The organism is Blastococcus sp. CT_GayMR20, from assembly GCF_004570345.1.
This window is the reverse complement of the sequence record NZ_SPQM01000032.1, coordinates 1-17029: the sequence shown is the minus strand read 5'-3', so window position 1 is coordinate 17029 and position 17029 is coordinate 1. Positions and strand designations below refer to the sequence as shown.

The following is a 17029-nucleotide window of genomic DNA, read 5'->3' as shown; positions in this document are numbered from 1 at the left end:
GACGTGGACGTTCGATGGCCGCAGACGCGCAGGTGCTCTTCATCTGCACCGGCAACCAGTGCAGGTCGCCGCTGGCCGAGCGGCTCGCCACGGCCTGGGGCAAGGCGCTGCTCGGGCACCGGTCGGGCGAGCTGCGGATCGCGAGCGCCGGAATGGCTGCGTCGGACGGCGTCGCCATGGACGCCGACAGCGCGGCGGTCCTGCGCGCCCTGGGGGGCGACCCCGGCGGCTTCACCTCGCGTGCGCTGACCGGCGAGCTGGCCGACGGTGCCGACCTGGTGCTCACCATGACGCGGGAGCAGCGGCGCGCGGTGCTGCAGCGTGCCCCGCGGGCGATGCGCCGGACCTTCACGCTGCGGGAGGCGGCCGACCTGCTCCTGCACGCGGACACCGACGGCATCGCTGCCCTGCCGCCCCGGGACCGTGTCCGGGAGCTGGCGGGCCGGTTGAACGCCGGCCGCGCGCAGCGGCCGAGCGGGGCCGACGACGACATCGAGGACCCGATCGGCCGGCCCGTCGAGGTGCACCGCCAGGTCGGCGACGCGATCGCCGAGGCCCTGCGTCCGCTCGCGGAGCTGCTGTTCGCGGACGTGCCGCGGACGGTGCCGGCGATCTCCGGGACGAAGCTGCGGGTCCGGTCCACGGTCGCGTCGGCCTGAGCCGGGGCGGACCGCCGGACCGGTCAGCCTGAGGACGCCGGGGGACGGGCGCTGCTGACGAAGTAGTACTGCTCGTCCTGGATCTCCGGCGTCTCCTGCACGGGGAACGGCGAGGTCACCGAGACGTCGTCGGATCCCTCACGCACCGCCCCCGCCGAGATCTCGCCGACCTGCAGGGGAGCGCGGAACGCGGAGACGCCCGCGGGCGCCTCGTACTCGTGCGTCTCCTGCCCGATGGTCACCGTCACGGTCGCCGGGGCGGTCAGGAACGACAGCACCTCCACGTCGTCCCGCGTCGGGCTGCTTCCCCGCCGGAGCTCCATCAACCGGGACTGGCGGCTGGGTCTGGTGTCGGCGAACTGCACGCGGTGGGAGACGTGCAGGACGTCGTCGGTGATCGTCGGCCACCGGCCGGTCTTGAACCGGACGAGGTAGTAGGCGCTGATGTCCAGGGGACCCCAGCCGATGTGCGTCGACGGGGCGAACTCGGAGCCCTCCGAGTAGTCGTTCCAGGTGGTCAGCTGCACCCAGTCGGCTCCGTCGATCGCCCCCTGCCACGTCACCCGCAGGTTCTCGGTGTTGTTCGCCTCGTCGAAGACCCCCTGGGCCGGGCGCTGGTCCTGCACCGACACCGGCTGCATCCAGATGAGCCCGCGGTCGTGGGCGTCGGCCGCATTGCGCTGCAGGTCGGTGTTGAACGCGGGGCTGCGGTCCCCCCAGTTGGACAGTCCGTGGCTGATCGGCGCGAAGGCGTCGGCGGCCGGTGCGTCGAGGGTGACGAAGCAGGGCACGAGCGCCACGTCGAGCCCGTGCCCGGTGCGCATGGTGTCCAGCCAGCCCGACCACCACCCGGCGCCGACGGTCTCGGGGGAGAACGGGGAGACCACGAGCCGGTCGTCGTCCAGCCGGTAGAGGGACCGGTGCTCCTCCGCGAGCCCCGCGACGGCGTCGGCGAGGACGGCCGGATCGTTGACCGTCTCGGTGGTGGCGTCCGGCATCAGCACGATGTCGAAGTCCAGTTCGTCCGCGGCCCGCAGCAGGAGCAGGACCGTCGGCCAGTAGTCGCTGCCCTCCAGCCCGAGCAGGTCGACGGTGAACCCGTCGATGCCGGCGCCGGTCGCGCGGCGGATCTCCGTGCGCATGTCCTCGAGGGCCCAGTCGGGGTCGTCGCTCACCGGCCGGGGGAGCGGGCGCTCGCGCAGGAAGCCGCCGTAGGCCGCATGCCTGCCCTCCTCCCCCAGCGGGTCGAGGTAGTGGACGGCGTAGTAGTCGCGGTCCGGGTCCTCGTTGTCCAGCGAGATCGGGTAGGGCGGGAAGTAGTGCGCGAACACCTTCCTGGGTGAGTCCTCCAGGGAGGACCCGGCGGGCAGGTCGAAGGGCAGCGGACCTCCCGGGGAACGGTCCGAGCGCACGACCAGGACACCCACCACGGCCGCCAGCACCACGAGGACGACGCCCCCGACGGCCCACGGTCGGCGTGCGGCGTCCCTCAGGCCGCCGGACCCCTGGCGCATCTCACCGTCCCCGTGGTCCTGCTGGGTCGATCACGGAGGCTCCGGGCCCACGCGGGACCCGGAGCCGCGGCCTCAGCGCGTGGCCGTGGCCGGTCGTCGGAGACCCAGCTCCTCCATCGCCGTGATCAGCGGGCCGGCGATCTGCTCGACGTAGGGCCACTTGAGCACCGCGACGTGGCTGGCCTCGATCGTGATGAACTCGTGCGGCCCCGGGAGCAGCACGTCCCACCAGCTGTGGGGGTCGCGGTTCTCGTCGGAGTAGAAGACGAGGGCGCGGCCGTGCCACGGTCGCGGGCGGTGGAACTGTGCGATCCCGATGCCGTGCAGGTTGAAGATGTCCTTGCGCTCGGCGTAGTCGTACTTGCCGAATCCGGCGCCCAGGATCCGCAGCCGGGTGCGCAGGTAGGAACGCTGGGGACGGATCGAGTCCTCGGGACGCGTCAGGCCCTCCGCCGCCTCCCGGCGGGCGTTCCGGCGGCGCCGGAGCGTCGTCGGCAGCAGGAACTCGTACAGGGCCGCCGCGACGAGCACCGGCCGGCGCCGCCGGAGCCGGGCCTTCGACCACCGCCCGTCCTCCTCGCCGCCGCGTGCGGCGGGCGGGAGGATGGTGTCGAGCAGCCCGACCAGGGCCACTTCGCGTCCCTGCTCACCGAGGAGCCGGGCCACCCGCAGGGCGAACAGTCCACCGAGGGAGTGGCCGGCGAGCACCACGGGGCCCTCCGGCGCGACCTGCTGGATGATCCGCGCGTAGCGCCGGGCGGCCCTGCCGACGGTCCAGTCGGGCATCCCGGGGTTCTCGAAGCCGTTGACCTGGAACGCGTAGACCGGCTGGTCCGGGCCCATGGCCTCGGCCAGCACCTCGAAGAGCGCGGCGGCGCCCCCGGCACCGGCGAAGCAGAACAGCGGGGCCGCGGTGCCGGCCGGGTGCAGCCGGACGAGCGTGTCCGCCCGGACGACGGAGCCGCTCTCGCGGCCCGACTCGGCCAGCTCGGTGAACTCGGCCAGGCTCGGGTGCTCAGCGAGGTCGGCCGTGGTGAGCGACACCCCGAACTGCGCCTCGACCCCCGCCAGCATCTCCTCGACGGCGAGGGAGTCGCCGCCGAGAGCGGTGAAGCTCTCGTCCCGGCCCACGGAGTCCAGGCGCAGGATCGGCGCCCAGATCCGCTGCATCGCCGCCTCGCCGTCGGTTGCCGGAGGTGTCGGCTCCGGACGGGTCGGCGGTGCCGGCAGCTCCGCGGCCACGACCTTGCCGCGCTCGTTGCGGGGGATCGCGGTCAGCATGACGACGTCGCCGGGAACCATGTACGCCGGCAGCAGGCGGGACAGCGTCGACCGGACGCTCGCCGGCGACGGGGTGCTGGTGTGGTGCGGGTCGGGCACCACCCACGCGACCAGCCGCTTCTCCTCGTCACGACCGGGGATGGCGCGGACGGCCACGTCGGCGATCTCGGGGAACTTCCGGAGGACCGACTCGACCTCGCCCGGTTCCACGAGGTAGCCGCGGATCTTCACCGCGTCGTCGGCCCGGCCGAGCAGGTGCAGCATCCCGTCCTCGGTGAGCGTGGCCCGGTCACCGGTGCGGAAGGTGGTGCGGCCGTCCTCGAGCGGCGTGAAGACCGCCGCGGTGCCCTCGGGGTCCTTCCAGTAGCCGACGGACATGTGGGCCGACGTGCAGTGCAGGACGCCGGCCTCGCCGGCCGGCAGCGGCTCGCCCTCGAGAGTGCGGATGCTCAGCTCGCGGAGGATCACGGTTCTGCCGGCGGGGACGACGCCCTCCGGCACGGGGTCGCCGGGTCCGATCTTGAAATAGGTCAGCGCCTCGGTCTCGGAGCTGCCCAGCCAGTTGACGAAGACCGCGTCCGGCGAGACGTAGGGCCGGAAGGAGTCGACGTCCTTGCCGTACACCTTGTCGCCGGCCGTGGTGACCACGCGGACGGACTCCAGCACCGTCCCCTCCGGCAGTTCGTCCTGCAGTGCACGGAGCAGCGCAGGGGTCAGGTGCAGCGTGGTGACGTCCATGGCGCGCAGCCACTCCGTCATGTCCTTGATGCCGTGCACCCGGGGGTCGCGCACGCACAGCGACGCCCCGTTGAGGAGGCCGGCGAAGATCAGCATCTGACCGGCGGCGAAGGCCTGCGGCATGATCATCGACACCCGGTCGTCCGGGTTGAACCCGATGGTGTCGCGGGCGGTGTAGGAGATGGAGAGGAGCGTGTGGTTCGTCCACACCACGCCCTTGGGCTTGCCCGTCGTCCCGGAGGTGAAGACCAGCGAGATGACGTCGTCCTGACTCGGCGGTGGGAGGTCGACCGGCGTCGCCGGCGCGGAGCCCTCCGGCAGGAGTCCGCGGACGATCGGCGATCCCGGGAAGGACGCGGCGATCTCGCGCCGCGGCGCGTCGGTCAGGATCATCCCGACGTCGGCCAGTTCGGCGATCTGGCTGACGCGGGCGTCCGGCAGGACCGAGTCCAGGGCGACGCACGGGTGGCCGCACTTCATGACGGCCAGCATCGCGGCCACGCTGTCGGTGCCCTGCTCGGCGAACAGGCCGACCGGGCGACGCACGGGGGTGTCCCCGTTGTCCGTGTCGCGCATGTCGCGCAGGAGTGGCGCGATCTCGGCTGCCAGGGCGTCGACGCGGTCGACCAGCTCGCGGAAGGTCAGCCGGCCGTCGGCCGACTCGACGGCGACCTTGTCCCCGAGGTGGCGGGCGACCTCCTCCAGCCGCTCGCTCACCGAGGTGGAGGGCCCGGGCATCACGAGCGGGGGAAGACTCGAGTCCGTGGTTCCTGAAGTCATCTCGCTCAGATCCTCGTGTTCCTGTTCGGTGCCATGGTGGCTGTTCGTGGCTGCGTCGCCGGGGTCGCTGTTCCTCCGGCGGGGACTGACCGCCCCCAGGCCGTGACCGACATCCGAGCCCCCATGTGGTTCCATCGCGAAGCCAGACCCTTGCCCAGCGTTATGCGAGCGTCAAGACAATCCTCCGCGCTCTCACCCCGTACGGAGGTGGCGGACGGCGCCCGGGTCATGCCTTCACGATCCCGGAGACGGCGTCGGCGAGCTGCTGGTGGAAGGCCGCCGGCGACCACTGCTCGCCGTGGGCGCGGATGACGTCCCGGTCCCAGTCCTCGGACACGAGCCGGCGGATCGACGTCCTGAGTGACTCCGGCGAGGAGTCGTCGAGCCAGCGGCCGGTCAGGCCGTCGACGCAGGTCTCGAGGTAGCCGCCCTCGGCGGTCGCCCCGACGGGGGTGCCGTGGCTGAACGCCTCCACCGGGGTCAGCCCGAAGTCCTCGCGCGAGCACGCGAGCAGGGCGGTCGCGTTCCGGTAGAGCCACCTCAGCTGGCCGTCGGACACCCCGACCAGCTGCCGGATGTTGTCCGGCCACTCGTCGGCGGAGTCGCTGCCCACAGTGACCAGCGTCAGGTCGGGCATGCCCGCGACGGCCTCCATGAGCAGGCCGGTCCGCTTGTAGCCACGGGCGCGGCCGACCGTCAGCAGGAACGCCGGAGGGAGGCCCTCCACCGGTTCCAGCGGACCGTCGGGCTCCAGTCCCCGCGGCGGGTGCACCACGTGCGCCTCGATGCCGTAGACGCGCCGGATCCGGTCGGCCACGTTGCGCGAGTTGGCGACGTACCCCGCTGCGCTGCCGGCGCCGCGGGCGTCGCCGCGGGTGAGCCGGCCGCGTACCAGCCGCAGGGCGAGGCGGGCCGGGGCTCCGACCCCGGGCAGGTAGTCCTCGGGCTGGTGCAGCCAGCGCGGGGGGTTGTGGCAGTAGACGACCTTCGGCGCGGTGCTCGAGACCTGGTGGGCGAAGCCCGAGGACGAGGCGAGCACCAGGTCGGCGTCCTCGATCCGGTGGCGCCGGAAGAGGTCCCCCAGCACGGGGAGGGCCAGGCGTGGGTCCTTGGGCAGGAACGGCACCCGGTCGACGGGCAGCGTCGTCACGTCCAGCTCCCGGAACTCCGGGAAGGTGCGGTCCGGGGCGTACATGGACGTCACGAACTCGCGCGTCGAGTACGCCCGGGTCATCTCCAGGGCGACGCGTTCGGCGCCGCCCCGCTGGGTCAAGTAGTCGTGGACGACCACGGTCCTCATGCCGTCTGCCCCGATCGCCGTGCGCCGACCATGCCGTCGTAGAGCGCCAGCACCTGCCCGCCGACGACCTCCGGTGCGAAGTCTGCCGCGCGTGCGCGGCCGCCCCGCGCCAGCCGCGCCCGCAGCGCGGCATCGGAGTGGAGCTCGCGCAGGCGCTCGGCGAGGGCGTCGGCATCGCCGGCGTCGTAGAGCAGTCCGTCCGCGCCGTCGGTGACGATCTCCCCGGGGCCGCCCTCGCGGGTGGCGACGACCGGTACGCCGGCGGCCAGGCCCTCGAGGACCACCTGCCCGAAGGGCTCCGGGATGGTCGAGGCGTGCACGAGGACGTCGAACGTGCCCAGGGCGCCGAGGACGTCGTCGACGAAGCCGGCGAACTCGACGCGGTCCCGGAGGCCGAGCCGGTCGACCTCCGCGTGGATCTCCCGCTCGTACTCCTGCTCGCCGAACATGGCCGAGCCCATGAGCACCAGCCGCGCGGAGGGGGGCAGACCGGCGGCGGCGAAGGCGCGGACGGCGACGACCTGGCCCTTCCAGGGGGAGAGGCGCCCCACCATGCCGATGCGGAAGGGTGCACCCTCCGCGCGGGGCGGCGCCTGGGGCACCGTGCCGGCGTCCAGCGGGTCGGCGATGGGCGGCGTCAGGGCGGCCTTCCGGCCGAGCACCGCGAACGACCGCGGGGACAGCGTGGCGAAGGTGGCGCGGCTGTTGGTCAGGACGCGGGTGGGGAGCACCGCCGTCCCCAGGCGGGTGGCCAGGACCGCGACCCGTGGCAGGTAGTCGGGGGCCAGGCGGTCGCGGACGTGCCACACGCTCGGGATCCCCGCCAGGCGCGCGGCCAGGCAGCCGTAGAAGCCCGCCTTGAGGGTGTTGGTGTGCACGATGTCGACGCGGAGCTCGCGCATCAGGGCGGCCAGGCCCCGGGAGTACCGGACGATGTCGCGCACGCGGCCGAGCGCGACCAGGGGATTGGCCAGCCGCTCCTTGCGCAGGTTGCGGGTGTCGTCGCCGAGGGGCACGACGCGGACGTCGACCCCCATGCCCTGCAGCGTGCCGACGAGCGGGCCGTCCTCCCCGAGGACGACGACCGGCTCGATCCGCCCCCGGAGGGCGTCGATGAGCCGCACGAGCGCGATCTCACCGCCGGAGGTCTTGGCGGTGTGACCGACGAACATGACTCTGCGCATGGATCAGGTTCCTCCGTTACCGGGACGCGGGGAAGCGGTGGCGGTCGTGCGGGGGCCGCGATCAGGCGGCCGCGACGCTCACCTGCCGGATGGCGGTCCTGATCCGCCACAGCGAGAGCCCGACGAGCAGCGCTCCCGCGGTGAGGACGCCGAGGAAGGCGCCGTTGGCGCCCCAGAGCAGGGTGCCCACCACCAGGGAGGGCAGTCCGACGGCGAACCCGATGACGAGGTACCGGTACCCGGCGGTCGCGTGACCGGTGGGGGCCAGGCCCGTCAGGAAGAGGAACTGGGCGAGGAAGGCCATGCACACGACGCCGGCCAGGAGGGCGCTGGTGGAGAGGCTCACCTCGACGGTGCCTGCGAAGAGCAGGTGTACGAGCGTGGGCGTGGCGAACGTCAGGAAGACGAAGAGCAGAAGCGCCACGGGCATGATCCAGGCCCGCGCCAGCCGTACGCGGCGGATCCGGACCGACTCGTCGTGCGGCTCGGCCGCCCAGCCCGCCGCTCCCTGGGGAACGATGGACAGGCCGCTGATGACGACCTTGCCGAGGCGGTCGCACGCCCCGAAGACCGGGTAGGCCGCGGGCGCGAGCAGCGCGACGACGGGGCCCAGGATGAAGTTGTAGCCCGCGTCCAGGGAACGGGCGAGCGTCGCGAAGCTCACCGAGCGGCGGTTCTGCTCGTTGCGCCACACCTGCCCGTTGCCCCGGATGCCTCCGGCGAGGAGGAACCAGGACACCACCGCCGTGAAGACCGAGACGGCGAGCATCACGGCCGGATAGGTCCACAGGAGTGCGCCCCCGAGGATCAGCCCGAACGAGAGCAGGTTGCCGACCAGTCGGGGGATGCCCTCGAGCCAGATCAGGATGGACGGCCGGCCGATGCCGACCGCGTACCACATCGGGGACATGCCGATGGCGGCGGTGGCCAGGCAGCTCAGCACGCAGACCAGCAGTTCCGGAGGGTCGACGATCACGATGAGCGCGACGGCGAACGGGAGGCAGGCCACGAGGGCGACGAGGCGGCTGCGCATGCTGGCCCGCAGCATCGCCTGCGCGAGCGGCGACGGGGCTCGGGCCACCAGCGCCGGCCCTTCGGTGGGCCACTGCAGGGAGCACACGACGGAGACGGCGGCCCCGATGCCCTGGCCGAGCACGACGCTGGTCCACCCGGCCTGGCCGAAGGTCGAGCTGATCGTCGGCAGGAGCACGAGGTTGGACAGCGTCGACAGGACAGGCATCAGGGCGAAGACGAACATGCGCCGCACGGGAACCGGGATGGACACCCGCCGGACCGCCCTCAGCACCCACCCCCCCGCGGATCGTCGTCGGGCGCCGGGCCCGTTCGCGGTGTCTTCGTCTGCCGGGGCGCCGGCGGATGGGACGAACTCGTCCGCCTCAGGCCCGCGGCGCCGCAGCGTAGCGGCAACCGGGCCCTGTGCGGGGGTGTCGTTCATGCGGTTTCAAGGACACTGTCGTATGCACGGAGGACGTCGCGGTGCATCCGGTCGACGCCCAGCCAGTCCAGGCCCTCGCTCGCGGCCTTCCCGAGCCGGATGCGCTCCGTCTCGTCGAGGAGCACCGCGCGCAGGGCCGAGGCGAAGGCGTCGACGTCGTCCCGGGGCACGAGGTGCCCGGCGCGGCCGTGCTCCAGGACCTCGGGGACGCCCCCGGTGGCTGCGGCGACGATGGGTGCGCCCGCCTCGCGGGCCTCGGCCAGCACGAGGCCGAAGGTCTCCTCGAGCGAGGGCAGCGCGAAGACGTCGCAGCCGCGGATGTAGGCGTAGGCGTCGCGGCGGAAGCCCGCCCACTCGACGTGGTCGGCGATGCCGAGGGTCGTGGCGAGTTCCTGGTACTGGGCGCGGTCGGGGCCGTCGCCCACCATGTACAGCCGCGCACCCAGGCCGGGCTCGTCGTCCAGGAGACGGCGGAAGGCCCGCAGGATGACGCCCACGCCCTTGTGCGTGTACATGCCGCCGACGAAGACGACGGAGGGACGACGGAGGTCCGCGGCGGGCAGGTCCAGCAGCGGCTGCCGCCGGGGGCCACCCAGGACGCCGTTGCGGACGACGGTGATCCGGGCGGGGTCCATGACCTGCCCGAGCGTCTCGGCGATGCCGTCGCTGACGGCGAGGACGCGGTGGGCCATGCGCATGCCCCGGGACCAGCGACCGAGGTCGCGGTGCGCGGTGTTGAGGACCGGGATGCCCCCCGCGGTCGCGCGGGCCAGCGCCAGGCCCTTCAGCGTGTGGGTGTGGATGACCGAGGGCCGCAGCCTCCGGACGATCCGGCGACTCTCGAGGAGGCCCTCGGGCCGCAGCGTGAGCGGGATGCAGGTCACGCCGTGCCGGGTGAGCAGGTCCTCGTACTCACCGCCCCCGGAGGCCACCACGACGGAGAGCCCGGCCGCGGCCTGGGCGATGGCGAGATCGACGGTCACGTCCACGATGCCGTTGCCGATCTCCTGCACGTGCGGCAGCACGTGGAGAACGGTCAGATCGCTGGCGTCCACGGATCTCCCCCTGCGGAGCCGGCGGACCCGGGTCGGCGACCCGAGAAAACGCCGGTTTTGGTCTGGCCTGGGGACGTTAACCGAATCGGGTGGTCCCGCAGGAGGGGTTCTCCCTCGATGGGTGGAGTCTGCAACCGTTTTGCCCGGTCGCTGCCCCTCAGCCGGTGCCCGGGCCGGGAGGACCCGGCCGGGTGTCGGCCGCGCCGGCCCGCGTGATGACGTAGTCGCCGGCCGGCGGCACGGCGGGTGCGGCCTCCGGTGCGACGTCGACGGGGACCCGCCGGACGCCCACCAGCAGGAGCACCGTGACGGTCAGCCAGATGGGCGAGAGCGAGCCGAGCGGGCCGCGGATGAAGCCGAGCTGAGCCATCGCGAGGAACGGCGCCAGCCAGGCGCCCAGGCTCGCCGGACTGGTCAGCCAGGCGTGGTCGATGCGGGCCCAGGCGTGCCCCAGCACGAACCCGAAGATCAGCATGCCGATGAGGCCGACGTCGAGGAAGACCTCGGCGTGCACCGGCATCGACAGGTTGGTGAACCAGTAGTCACGGTTCGCGGCGACGTCGATCGAGGACGGCGTGGCCTTCCACGGCCACACCGCCCGCGGGATGAAGAACAGCAGTGCCGAGACCGTGTAGCGGCCGAGGTTGTACCCGTGGTCCTGCACGTAGATGAGCGAGTTGACGATCTGCTGGAAGCCGTCGAAGTCCTGGCTCCCGAACACCGCGAACGACGACCGGTCGCCGGCGCCGGGAGCCTCCGGCGCCAGCAGGTAGCTCAACGGGTAGACGGCGAGCGTGAGGACGGACAGCAGGACGGCGATCCACTGTCCGGCCCGGGGCGAGCGGGGCCGGACGATCGCGAACGCGAGCGAGCCGAACGCCGCGATGCTGATGAACCGCGTGTTGCTCAGCGGGTTGGCGTAGAGGACGACGAAGGACAGCGCCGCGCCGAGGCCTGCTGCGGTCGGCAGCGCCGTCGTCGTCCAGCCCTCTCCGGTGCTCGTGCGTCGGGCGTGCAGGATGAAGAGGTGCGCCGTCGCCACGGCCAGCGCGGCGGGCACGATCTGGGCGAGCGCGACCGAGGCGCCGCCGGCGCCGGCGAGCGAGACGCCGCCCTGCATGAGCTCGCTGACGCGGTCCTGGCGCGAGGCGAAGAACGAGCCCACCCCGCCGTTGGTCGCGACGACGTAGGGCGTGATCGCCACCAGCGCGCCCAGGAAGCCCCACGGCGCCCACTCCCGGGGCACGACCATCGTCCGCGGCGGCGGCGTCCGCGCCGCCCGGGTGCCCACCTGCCACATCGCCGCCGAGACGGCCGCGGTGAAGAGGACCGTGAGGCCGAGCGCCGCGGTCACCATGTCGGTGCTGTTGAGCAGGTCGGAGTCCTGCCAGGCGAGCTGGCGGTGCGACACCTGGTAGAGCGGGCCGACCCCGAGCCAGGAGAACACGAAGCTGAAGAAGACCAGCCGCACGGGGCGGAGGCCGGTGACGTAGCTGCTGACGATGCCGAACGTGCACAGCAGCAGCTGGGTGACCAGGAGGGCCGCCTGGAGGCCGTTGTCGACCATCCACAGCCAGGGCAGCGCGAGCAGGAGGACGGCGCCGGGCACCACGGTGTAGTGCTGGCTGAATCGTGCCCCCCCGCTCGCCATCGACCCCTGCCCCCTGCTCGTCCACCACTGCGCGTCGGACCGTCGGCGGCCGACGGGTTCCCCACTCTGACACTTCCCGGCCGCGGTTGGGGCTCGCCGCGCGCCCCTCAGTGGAGCGTCCCGGGGGGCGTCTGTCGAGGCCGGGGGCGGCTTCCTGCCGCGAGAGGGTGAGCCCCTGCGCAGGTGGCGGGCTGCACGACCTTCCCCCTTCGGAGGTGGAACCGGCCGAAATACGCCGTCCGGACACCTATCCTCGGTCGATCGCACTGGCGGCGGGGGACTCGTCTGCGACCGGCACTGGAGGAGCACTGTGGATCTGAGGGACGCCTGGGCCGCGATACGGGCCGGCTGGTGGCTCCCCGTGGCAGGTCTGGTGATCGGCGGGCTGATCGCCCTGGTCCTGAGCTTCACGACGACGCCGCTCTACACCGCGCACACGCAGCTCTTCGTGTCCACCACGGGCTCCCTGTCGGCGACCGACGCCCTGCAGGGCAGCCAGCTGTCGCAGCAGCGCGTGACGTCCTACTCCGAGCTGCTCACCGGGGTCGAGGTGGCCGGCCGGGTCATCGAGGACCTGGAACTGGACATGACGCCGGGCGAGCTCGCCGCCGAGGTGACCGCCTCGGTCGTCACGGACACCGTCCTCATCAACGTGACCGTGACCGATCCCGACCCGGCACGGGCGCAGCAGATCGCCGACTCCCTCGGCGAGCAGTTCCCGCGCCTGGTCACGCAGCTGGAGGGGCAGGACGACGGCGGGTCCGCGATCACGGTCACCGTCACGCAGGCGCCCGAGCTCCCGGCCGTGCCCAGCTCGCCCCTGACGGTGCGCAACATCGCGATGGGCATCGTGCTCGGGCTCGTCCTCGGCGTCGTCCTCGCCCTGTCGCGGGCCCGCTGGGACCGCTCGGTGCGCGACCCGGAGGAGGCCTCCGACCTGGCCGGCGCACCCGTGATCGGGATGATCCTGAAGGACGACTCGGTCGACGCCCAGCACGTCGTCAGCGACGGCGGTCGCAGCAGCGGCGCCGGCGAGGGGTACCGGCAGCTCCGGTCCAACCTGCAGTTCCTGAGCGTGGACAAGCCGCCGAAGGTCATCATGATCTCCAGCGCGATCCCGTCCCAGGGCAAGAGCACGGCGGCCGTCAACCTCGGCATCGCCCTCGCCCAGGCGGGGCGGCGGGTCACCCTCATCGAGGCGGACCTGCGCAAGCCGATGGTCGCGAGGTACCTCGGTCTCATCGAGGGCGCCGGCCTCACCAGCATCCTCACCGGCAACGCCGACGTCGAGGACGTCCTGCAGCCCTGGGGGGACGGGAAGCTGTCGGTCATCGCCGCCGGCCCGGTCCCGCCCAACCCCGGTGAGCTGCTGGCGTCCAGCCACATGGCGGCGCTGCTCAAGCAGCTGCGCGACGACAACGACTACGTCATCGTCGACACGCCTCCGCTGCTGCCGGTGGCCGACGGAACCGGTGTCGCGGTCCTGGTCGACGGCGTCCTCCTCTCGGTCCGCTACGGGAGCACGAAGAAGGACCAGCTGCGGCAGGTGCGGGCGACCCTCGACCGCGTGGGCGCGAAGACGCTCGGCGTGATCCTGAACGTCGTCCCGCCGAAGTCCGACGTCACCGCGGCGTTCGGTTACCAGTACACGTACGCGTACGGGCCCAAGGCGCCGGACGGGAGCTGATCGGCACGTTGGTGTGACCCGGAGTCGCGGACAGAAGCGGCATGGGTCACCATTGCTGCATGACCGCCGCCGTGGTGCTCGCCGCCCTCGCCGTGTGGTTCCTGCTGTCCGTCCTCACGGCCGCCGGGTGCACCCTCGTCATCCGGGGTGGCCTCCAGGAGGACCGGGCCCGGGGGTTCGCGACGCCCGTCGGCTGACGGGGCCGCCCGCCACTGTCGAGTAGCGCGTGGCCGACCGCGGCGCGAACATTCGGCCATGGCGTCAGGGGGACGGAAGTCGGACGCGGAATCCCGGGGACATCTCCGTGAGCGGAGGGCCGAGGACCTGAGACGGATGCTCCTGCTGCAGGAGACGGCCGACGTCCTCGAACGGCGGGCGCGGAACAGTGCCGACCCGGTCCAGGCGGCCGTGCTCGGCCGGGGTGCGGAGAAGCGCCGCCGGGACGCCGACTCCCTCCGCAGCCGGCTGGGCCGGCCTCTTGCCTCGTCAGACGGCCGGGAGCAGGCACCGTCGACGCGCCGGACCGGGAATGGAGTGGCAGAGTTCCGGATGTGAAGACCTGGCTCGACGCCTGGCCGGTGTACCGGCAGCTCACGGGGAACGATCCGCTGGGCCGCGGCAAGGCCGCGCGCAGCAAGGCCACGGAAGCGGTGGTCTCGCGCACCGCCACCGCCGACCGGGTCGCCAAGAGCGTCTGCCCCTACTGCGCGGTCGGCTGCGCACAGAACGTCTACGTGAAGGACGAGAAGATCGTCCAGATCGAGGGCAACCCCGACTCCCCGGTCAACCGTGGCCGGCTGTGTCCCAAGGGCAGTGCGAGCAAGCAGCTGGTCACCAGCCCCACGCGCGTCACGACGATCCGGTACCGCCGTCCGTACGGGACGGAGTGGGAGGACCTCGACCTGGACACGGCGATGGAGATGATCGCCGACCGCGTGCTCGACGCCCGTCGCAAGGCCTGGCAGGACGACTGCGACGGCAGGCGCGTCAACCGCACCATGGGGATAGCGAGCCTCGGAGGGGCGACCCTCGACAACGAGGAGAACTACCTCATGAAGAAGCTCTACAGCGCCCTGGGCGCCATCCAGATCGAGAACCAGGCGCGCATATAGCACTCCTCCACGGTGCCCGGTCTGGGTGCCTCGTTCGGTCGTGGCGGTGCCACGAACACCCAGCAGGACCTGGCGAACTCCGACTGCATCGTCATCGAGGGTTCGAACATGGCCGAGTGCCACCCGGTGGGCTTCCAGTGGGTGACCGAGGCGAAGGCGCGGGGTGCGAAGGTCATCCACATCGACCCGCGGTTCACCCGCACCAGCGCGATCGCCGACCTGCACGTGCCGCTGCGGGCCGGCTCGGACATCGTGTTCCTCGGCGCCCTGGTCAACCACGTGCTGAGCAACGACCTGTACTTCGAGGAGTACGTCGTCGCCTACACGAACGCGGCGAACCTGGTGAGCGAGGAGTTCCAGGACACCGAGGACCTCGACGGCCTGTTCTCCGGCTTCGATCCGGAGAAGCGGCACTACGACCAGGAGAGCTGGCAGTACGAGCTGGACGACGACGGCCACGACGGCATCGCCGAGGACGACCCGGCCCGGGCGAGGGAGCAGGAGCGGCTCTCGCAGACCGAGTCGGTGAAGGACGCGAAGCAGGCGGAGGCCGCCGGTTCCGGCGGTCCGCCGCTGCGCGGCAAGGGCAGGCGGGACGAGACCCTGCAGCACCCGCGATCGGTCTTCCAGATCCTCAAGCGGCACTTCGCCCGGTACACGCCGGAGTTGGTGCAGGAGGTCTGCGGCATCGAGCCGGAGGTCTTCCTCACGGTCGCCGAGTGGGTCACCGCCAACAGCAACCGCGAGCGGACGACGGCGTGGGTGTACTCGGTCGGCTGGACCCAGCACACCGTGGGCGCGCAGTACATCCGGACGGCGTCGATCCTGCAGGCGCTGCTGGGCAACATCGGCCGGCCGGGCGGCGGCATCCTGGCGCTGCGCGGGCACGCCAGCATCCAGGGCTCGACCGACATCCCCACGCTGTTCAACCTGCTGCCCGGCTACCTGCCGATGCCGCACGCCCACCAGCACGAGTCCCTGGACGACTACTGCGCGGACGCCGCCGGAACCGGTGGCTTCTGGGGCAACAAGCGGGCGTACATGGTCAGCCTGCTCAAGGCGTGGTGGGGCGACGCGGCGCAGCCGGAGAACGACTTCTGCTTCGACTACCTGCCGAGGATCGACGGCGACCACAGCTCCTACCGCACGATCAGCGACATGATCGCCGGCAAGGTGTCCGGCTATTTCCTGGTCGGGGAGAACCCGGTGGTGGGCCACCCGAACTCCCGCATGAACCGCCTGGGGCTGGCCAACCTCGAGTGGCTCGTCGTCCGCGACCTGCAGGAGATCGAGTCGGCCAGCTTCTGGTACGACTCGCCGGAGATCGAGACCGGGGAGCTGGTCACCGACCAGATCGCGACCGAGGTCTTCCTCATGCCGGCCGCCTCGCACGTGGAGAAGGAAGGCACGTTCACCCAGACCCAGCGGATGCTGCAGTGGCGGGACAAGGCCATCGAGCCGCCGGGGGAGGCCCGCAGCGACCTGTGGTTCTACTACCACCTCGGCCTGATCCTGCGCGAACGGCTGAAGGACTCCACGGATCCGCGGGACCGGCCGCTGCTCGACCTCACCTGGGACTACCCGACGCACGGGGAGACGGCAGACCCGGACGCCGAGGCGATCCTGCGCGAGATCAACGGCGTCGGCCCCGACGGTCGCGCGCTGTCGAGCTACATGCAGATGAAGGACGACGGGTCGACCAGCGGGGGCTGCTGGATCTACTGCGGCGTCTACGCCGACGAGGTCAACCAGGCCGCCCGCCGCAAGCCGCGCCAGGAGCAGAACGAGGTGGCGCCCGAGTGGGGCTGGGCATGGCCGCTGAACCGCCGGATCCTCTACAACCGCGCCTCGGCCGACCCCGCCGGCAAGCCGTGGAGCGAGCGGAAGAAGTACGTCTGGTGGGACGAGGAGGCCGGCCGCTGGACCGGTGAGGACGTGCCCGACTTCGAGGCGACCAAGCGCCCGGACTACGTGCCCCCGGACGACGCCCGGGCGCAGGACGCGATCGGCGGTGCCGACCCGTTCGTGATGCAGAGCGACGGGAAGGCCTGGCTGTTCGCGCCGAAGGGTGTTGTCGACGGGCCGATGCCGGCGCACTACGAGCCGGCGGAGTCCCCGGTGGGCAACCCGCTCTACAGCGTCCAGTCGAACCCGCTCAAGGAGCAGATCCGGGCGCCGTGGAACCGGACCCATCCCCCGGAGAGCGACGTCTTCCCGTACGCGTTCACCACCTACCGGCTGACCGAGCACCACACGGCCGGCTCGATGAGCCGCACCCTGCCGTACCTGGCGGAGCTGCAGCCGGAGTTCTTCGTCGAGGTGAGTCCGCAGCTGGCCGACGAGCGCGGGCTCGAGAACGGCGGCTGGGCGACGGTCGTCACGGGACGCGCGGCGGTGGAGGCGCGGGTGCTGGTGACGGAGCGGATCCGTCCGCTGCGCCTCAAGGGTGGCCGGATCGTGCACCAGATCGGCGTCCCGTACCACTGGGGCCCGCGGGGAGTCTCGACCGGCGACTCGGGCAACGACCTGCTGGGCATCGTCCTGGATCCGAACACCCACATCCAGGAGAGCAAGGTGTCGACCTGCGACATCCGACCGGGACGCCGCCCGCG

General features: G+C 72.2%; 11 protein-coding genes and 1 pseudogene. 5 read left to right on the top strand and 7 right to left on the bottom strand.

From position 1 onward, the window contains the following. Window positions 1–14 precede the first annotated feature (14 nt). Window positions 15–659: a hypothetical protein gene (locus E4P40_RS10010; RefSeq protein ID WP_135158490.1), complete on the top strand. Its 645-nt coding sequence runs from the start codon at window positions 15–17 to the stop codon at window positions 657–659. Window positions 660–682: 23 nt separating this feature from the next. Here E4P40_RS10010 and E4P40_RS10005 read toward each other — a convergent pair whose 3' ends face one another. From E4P40_RS10005 to E4P40_RS09975, 7 genes are all read right to left on the bottom strand, one after another. After that, the gene (locus E4P40_RS10005) at window positions 683–2173 is read right to left on the bottom strand and encodes a glycoside hydrolase family 71 protein (RefSeq protein ID WP_135158489.1); all 1491 of its coding nucleotides are present in this window, start codon (window positions 2171–2173) and stop codon (window positions 683–685) included. Window positions 2174–2245: 72 nt separating this feature from the next. Continuing rightward, window positions 2246–4972 (bottom strand): alpha/beta fold hydrolase, encoded by a 2727-nt coding sequence (locus tag E4P40_RS10000; RefSeq protein ID WP_167762175.1) that lies wholly within the window; start codon window positions 4970–4972, stop codon window positions 2246–2248. 226 nt (window positions 4973–5198) lie between these two features. After that, window positions 5199–6272: a glycosyltransferase gene (locus tag E4P40_RS09995; RefSeq protein ID WP_135158487.1), complete on the bottom strand. Its 1074-nt coding sequence runs from the start codon at window positions 6270–6272 to the stop codon at window positions 5199–5201. Beyond that, window positions 6269–7456: a glycosyltransferase family 4 protein gene (locus E4P40_RS09990; RefSeq protein ID WP_135158486.1), complete on the bottom strand. Its 1188-nt coding sequence runs from the start codon at window positions 7454–7456 to the stop codon at window positions 6269–6271. Before E4P40_RS09990 ends, E4P40_RS09995 begins: the two co-directional genes overlap by 4 nt. Window positions 7457–7517: 61 nt before the next feature. Next, complete coding sequence (locus tag E4P40_RS09985; protein ID WP_135158485.1) at window positions 7518–8714, bottom strand: hypothetical protein; 1197 nt, start codon at window positions 8712–8714, stop codon at window positions 7518–7520. 194 nt (window positions 8715–8908) lie between these two features. Then, window positions 8909–9967: a glycosyltransferase gene (locus tag E4P40_RS09980; protein ID WP_135158484.1), complete on the bottom strand. Its 1059-nt coding sequence runs from the start codon at window positions 9965–9967 to the stop codon at window positions 8909–8911. A 157-nt stretch (window positions 9968–10124) separates the two neighbouring features. Further along, the gene (locus E4P40_RS09975) at window positions 10125–11618 is read right to left on the bottom strand and encodes a hypothetical protein (RefSeq protein ID WP_135158483.1); all 1494 of its coding nucleotides are present in this window, start codon (window positions 11616–11618) and stop codon (window positions 10125–10127) included. A gap of 310 nt (window positions 11619–11928) precedes the next feature. Between E4P40_RS09975 and E4P40_RS09970 the strand changes: the two genes are divergently transcribed. The 4 genes and pseudogenes from E4P40_RS09970 to fdh form a co-directional block, all read left to right on the top strand. Continuing rightward, complete coding sequence (locus E4P40_RS09970; RefSeq protein WP_135158482.1) at window positions 11929–13305, top strand: polysaccharide biosynthesis tyrosine autokinase; 1377 nt, start codon at window positions 11929–11931, stop codon at window positions 13303–13305. Between the two features lie 59 nt (window positions 13306–13364). Beyond that, window positions 13365–13502 carry a hypothetical protein gene (locus tag E4P40_RS28030; RefSeq protein ID WP_167762174.1) on the top strand — a complete coding sequence of 46 codons (138 nt, stop codon included), beginning with the start codon at window positions 13365–13367 and terminating at the stop codon, window positions 13500–13502. A 136-nt stretch (window positions 13503–13638) separates the two neighbouring features. Beyond that, complete coding sequence (locus E4P40_RS09965) at window positions 13639–13860, top strand: hypothetical protein (RefSeq protein ID WP_135158481.1); 222 nt, start codon at window positions 13639–13641, stop codon at window positions 13858–13860. Continuing rightward, window positions 13857–17029 (top strand): annotated as a pseudogene (gene fdh / locus E4P40_RS09955) (formate dehydrogenase); the annotation flags it as partial. The gene E4P40_RS09965 and the pseudogene fdh, both read left to right, overlap by 4 nt.

Coding starts and splice junctions, on each gene's coding strand:
- E4P40_RS10010 (WP_135158490.1), top strand. CDS start 15: ATGGCCGCAGACGCGCAGGTGCTCTTCATCTGCACCGGCAACCAGTGC.
- E4P40_RS10005 (WP_135158489.1), bottom strand. CDS start 2,173: ATGCGCCAGGGGTCCGGCGGCCTGAGGGACGCCGCACGCCGACCGTGG.
- E4P40_RS10000 (WP_167762175.1), bottom strand. CDS start 4,972: ATGACTTCAGGAACCACGGACTCGAGTCTTCCCCCGCTCGTGATGCCC.
- E4P40_RS09995 (WP_135158487.1), bottom strand. CDS start 6,272: ATGAGGACCGTGGTCGTCCACGACTACTTGACCCAGCGGGGCGGCGCC.
- E4P40_RS09990 (WP_135158486.1), bottom strand. CDS start 7,456: ATGCGCAGAGTCATGTTCGTCGGTCACACCGCCAAGACCTCCGGCGGT.
- E4P40_RS09985 (WP_135158485.1), bottom strand. CDS start 8,714: ATGTTCGTCTTCGCCCTGATGCCTGTCCTGTCGACGCTGTCCAACCTC.
- E4P40_RS09975 (WP_135158483.1), bottom strand. CDS start 11,618: ATGGCGAGCGGGGGGGCACGATTCAGCCAGCACTACACCGTGGTGCCC.
- E4P40_RS28030 (WP_167762174.1), top strand. CDS start 13,365: ATGACCGCCGCCGTGGTGCTCGCCGCCCTCGCCGTGTGGTTCCTGCTG.
- E4P40_RS09965 (WP_135158481.1), top strand. CDS start 13,639: ATGCTCCTGCTGCAGGAGACGGCCGACGTCCTCGAACGGCGGGCGCGG.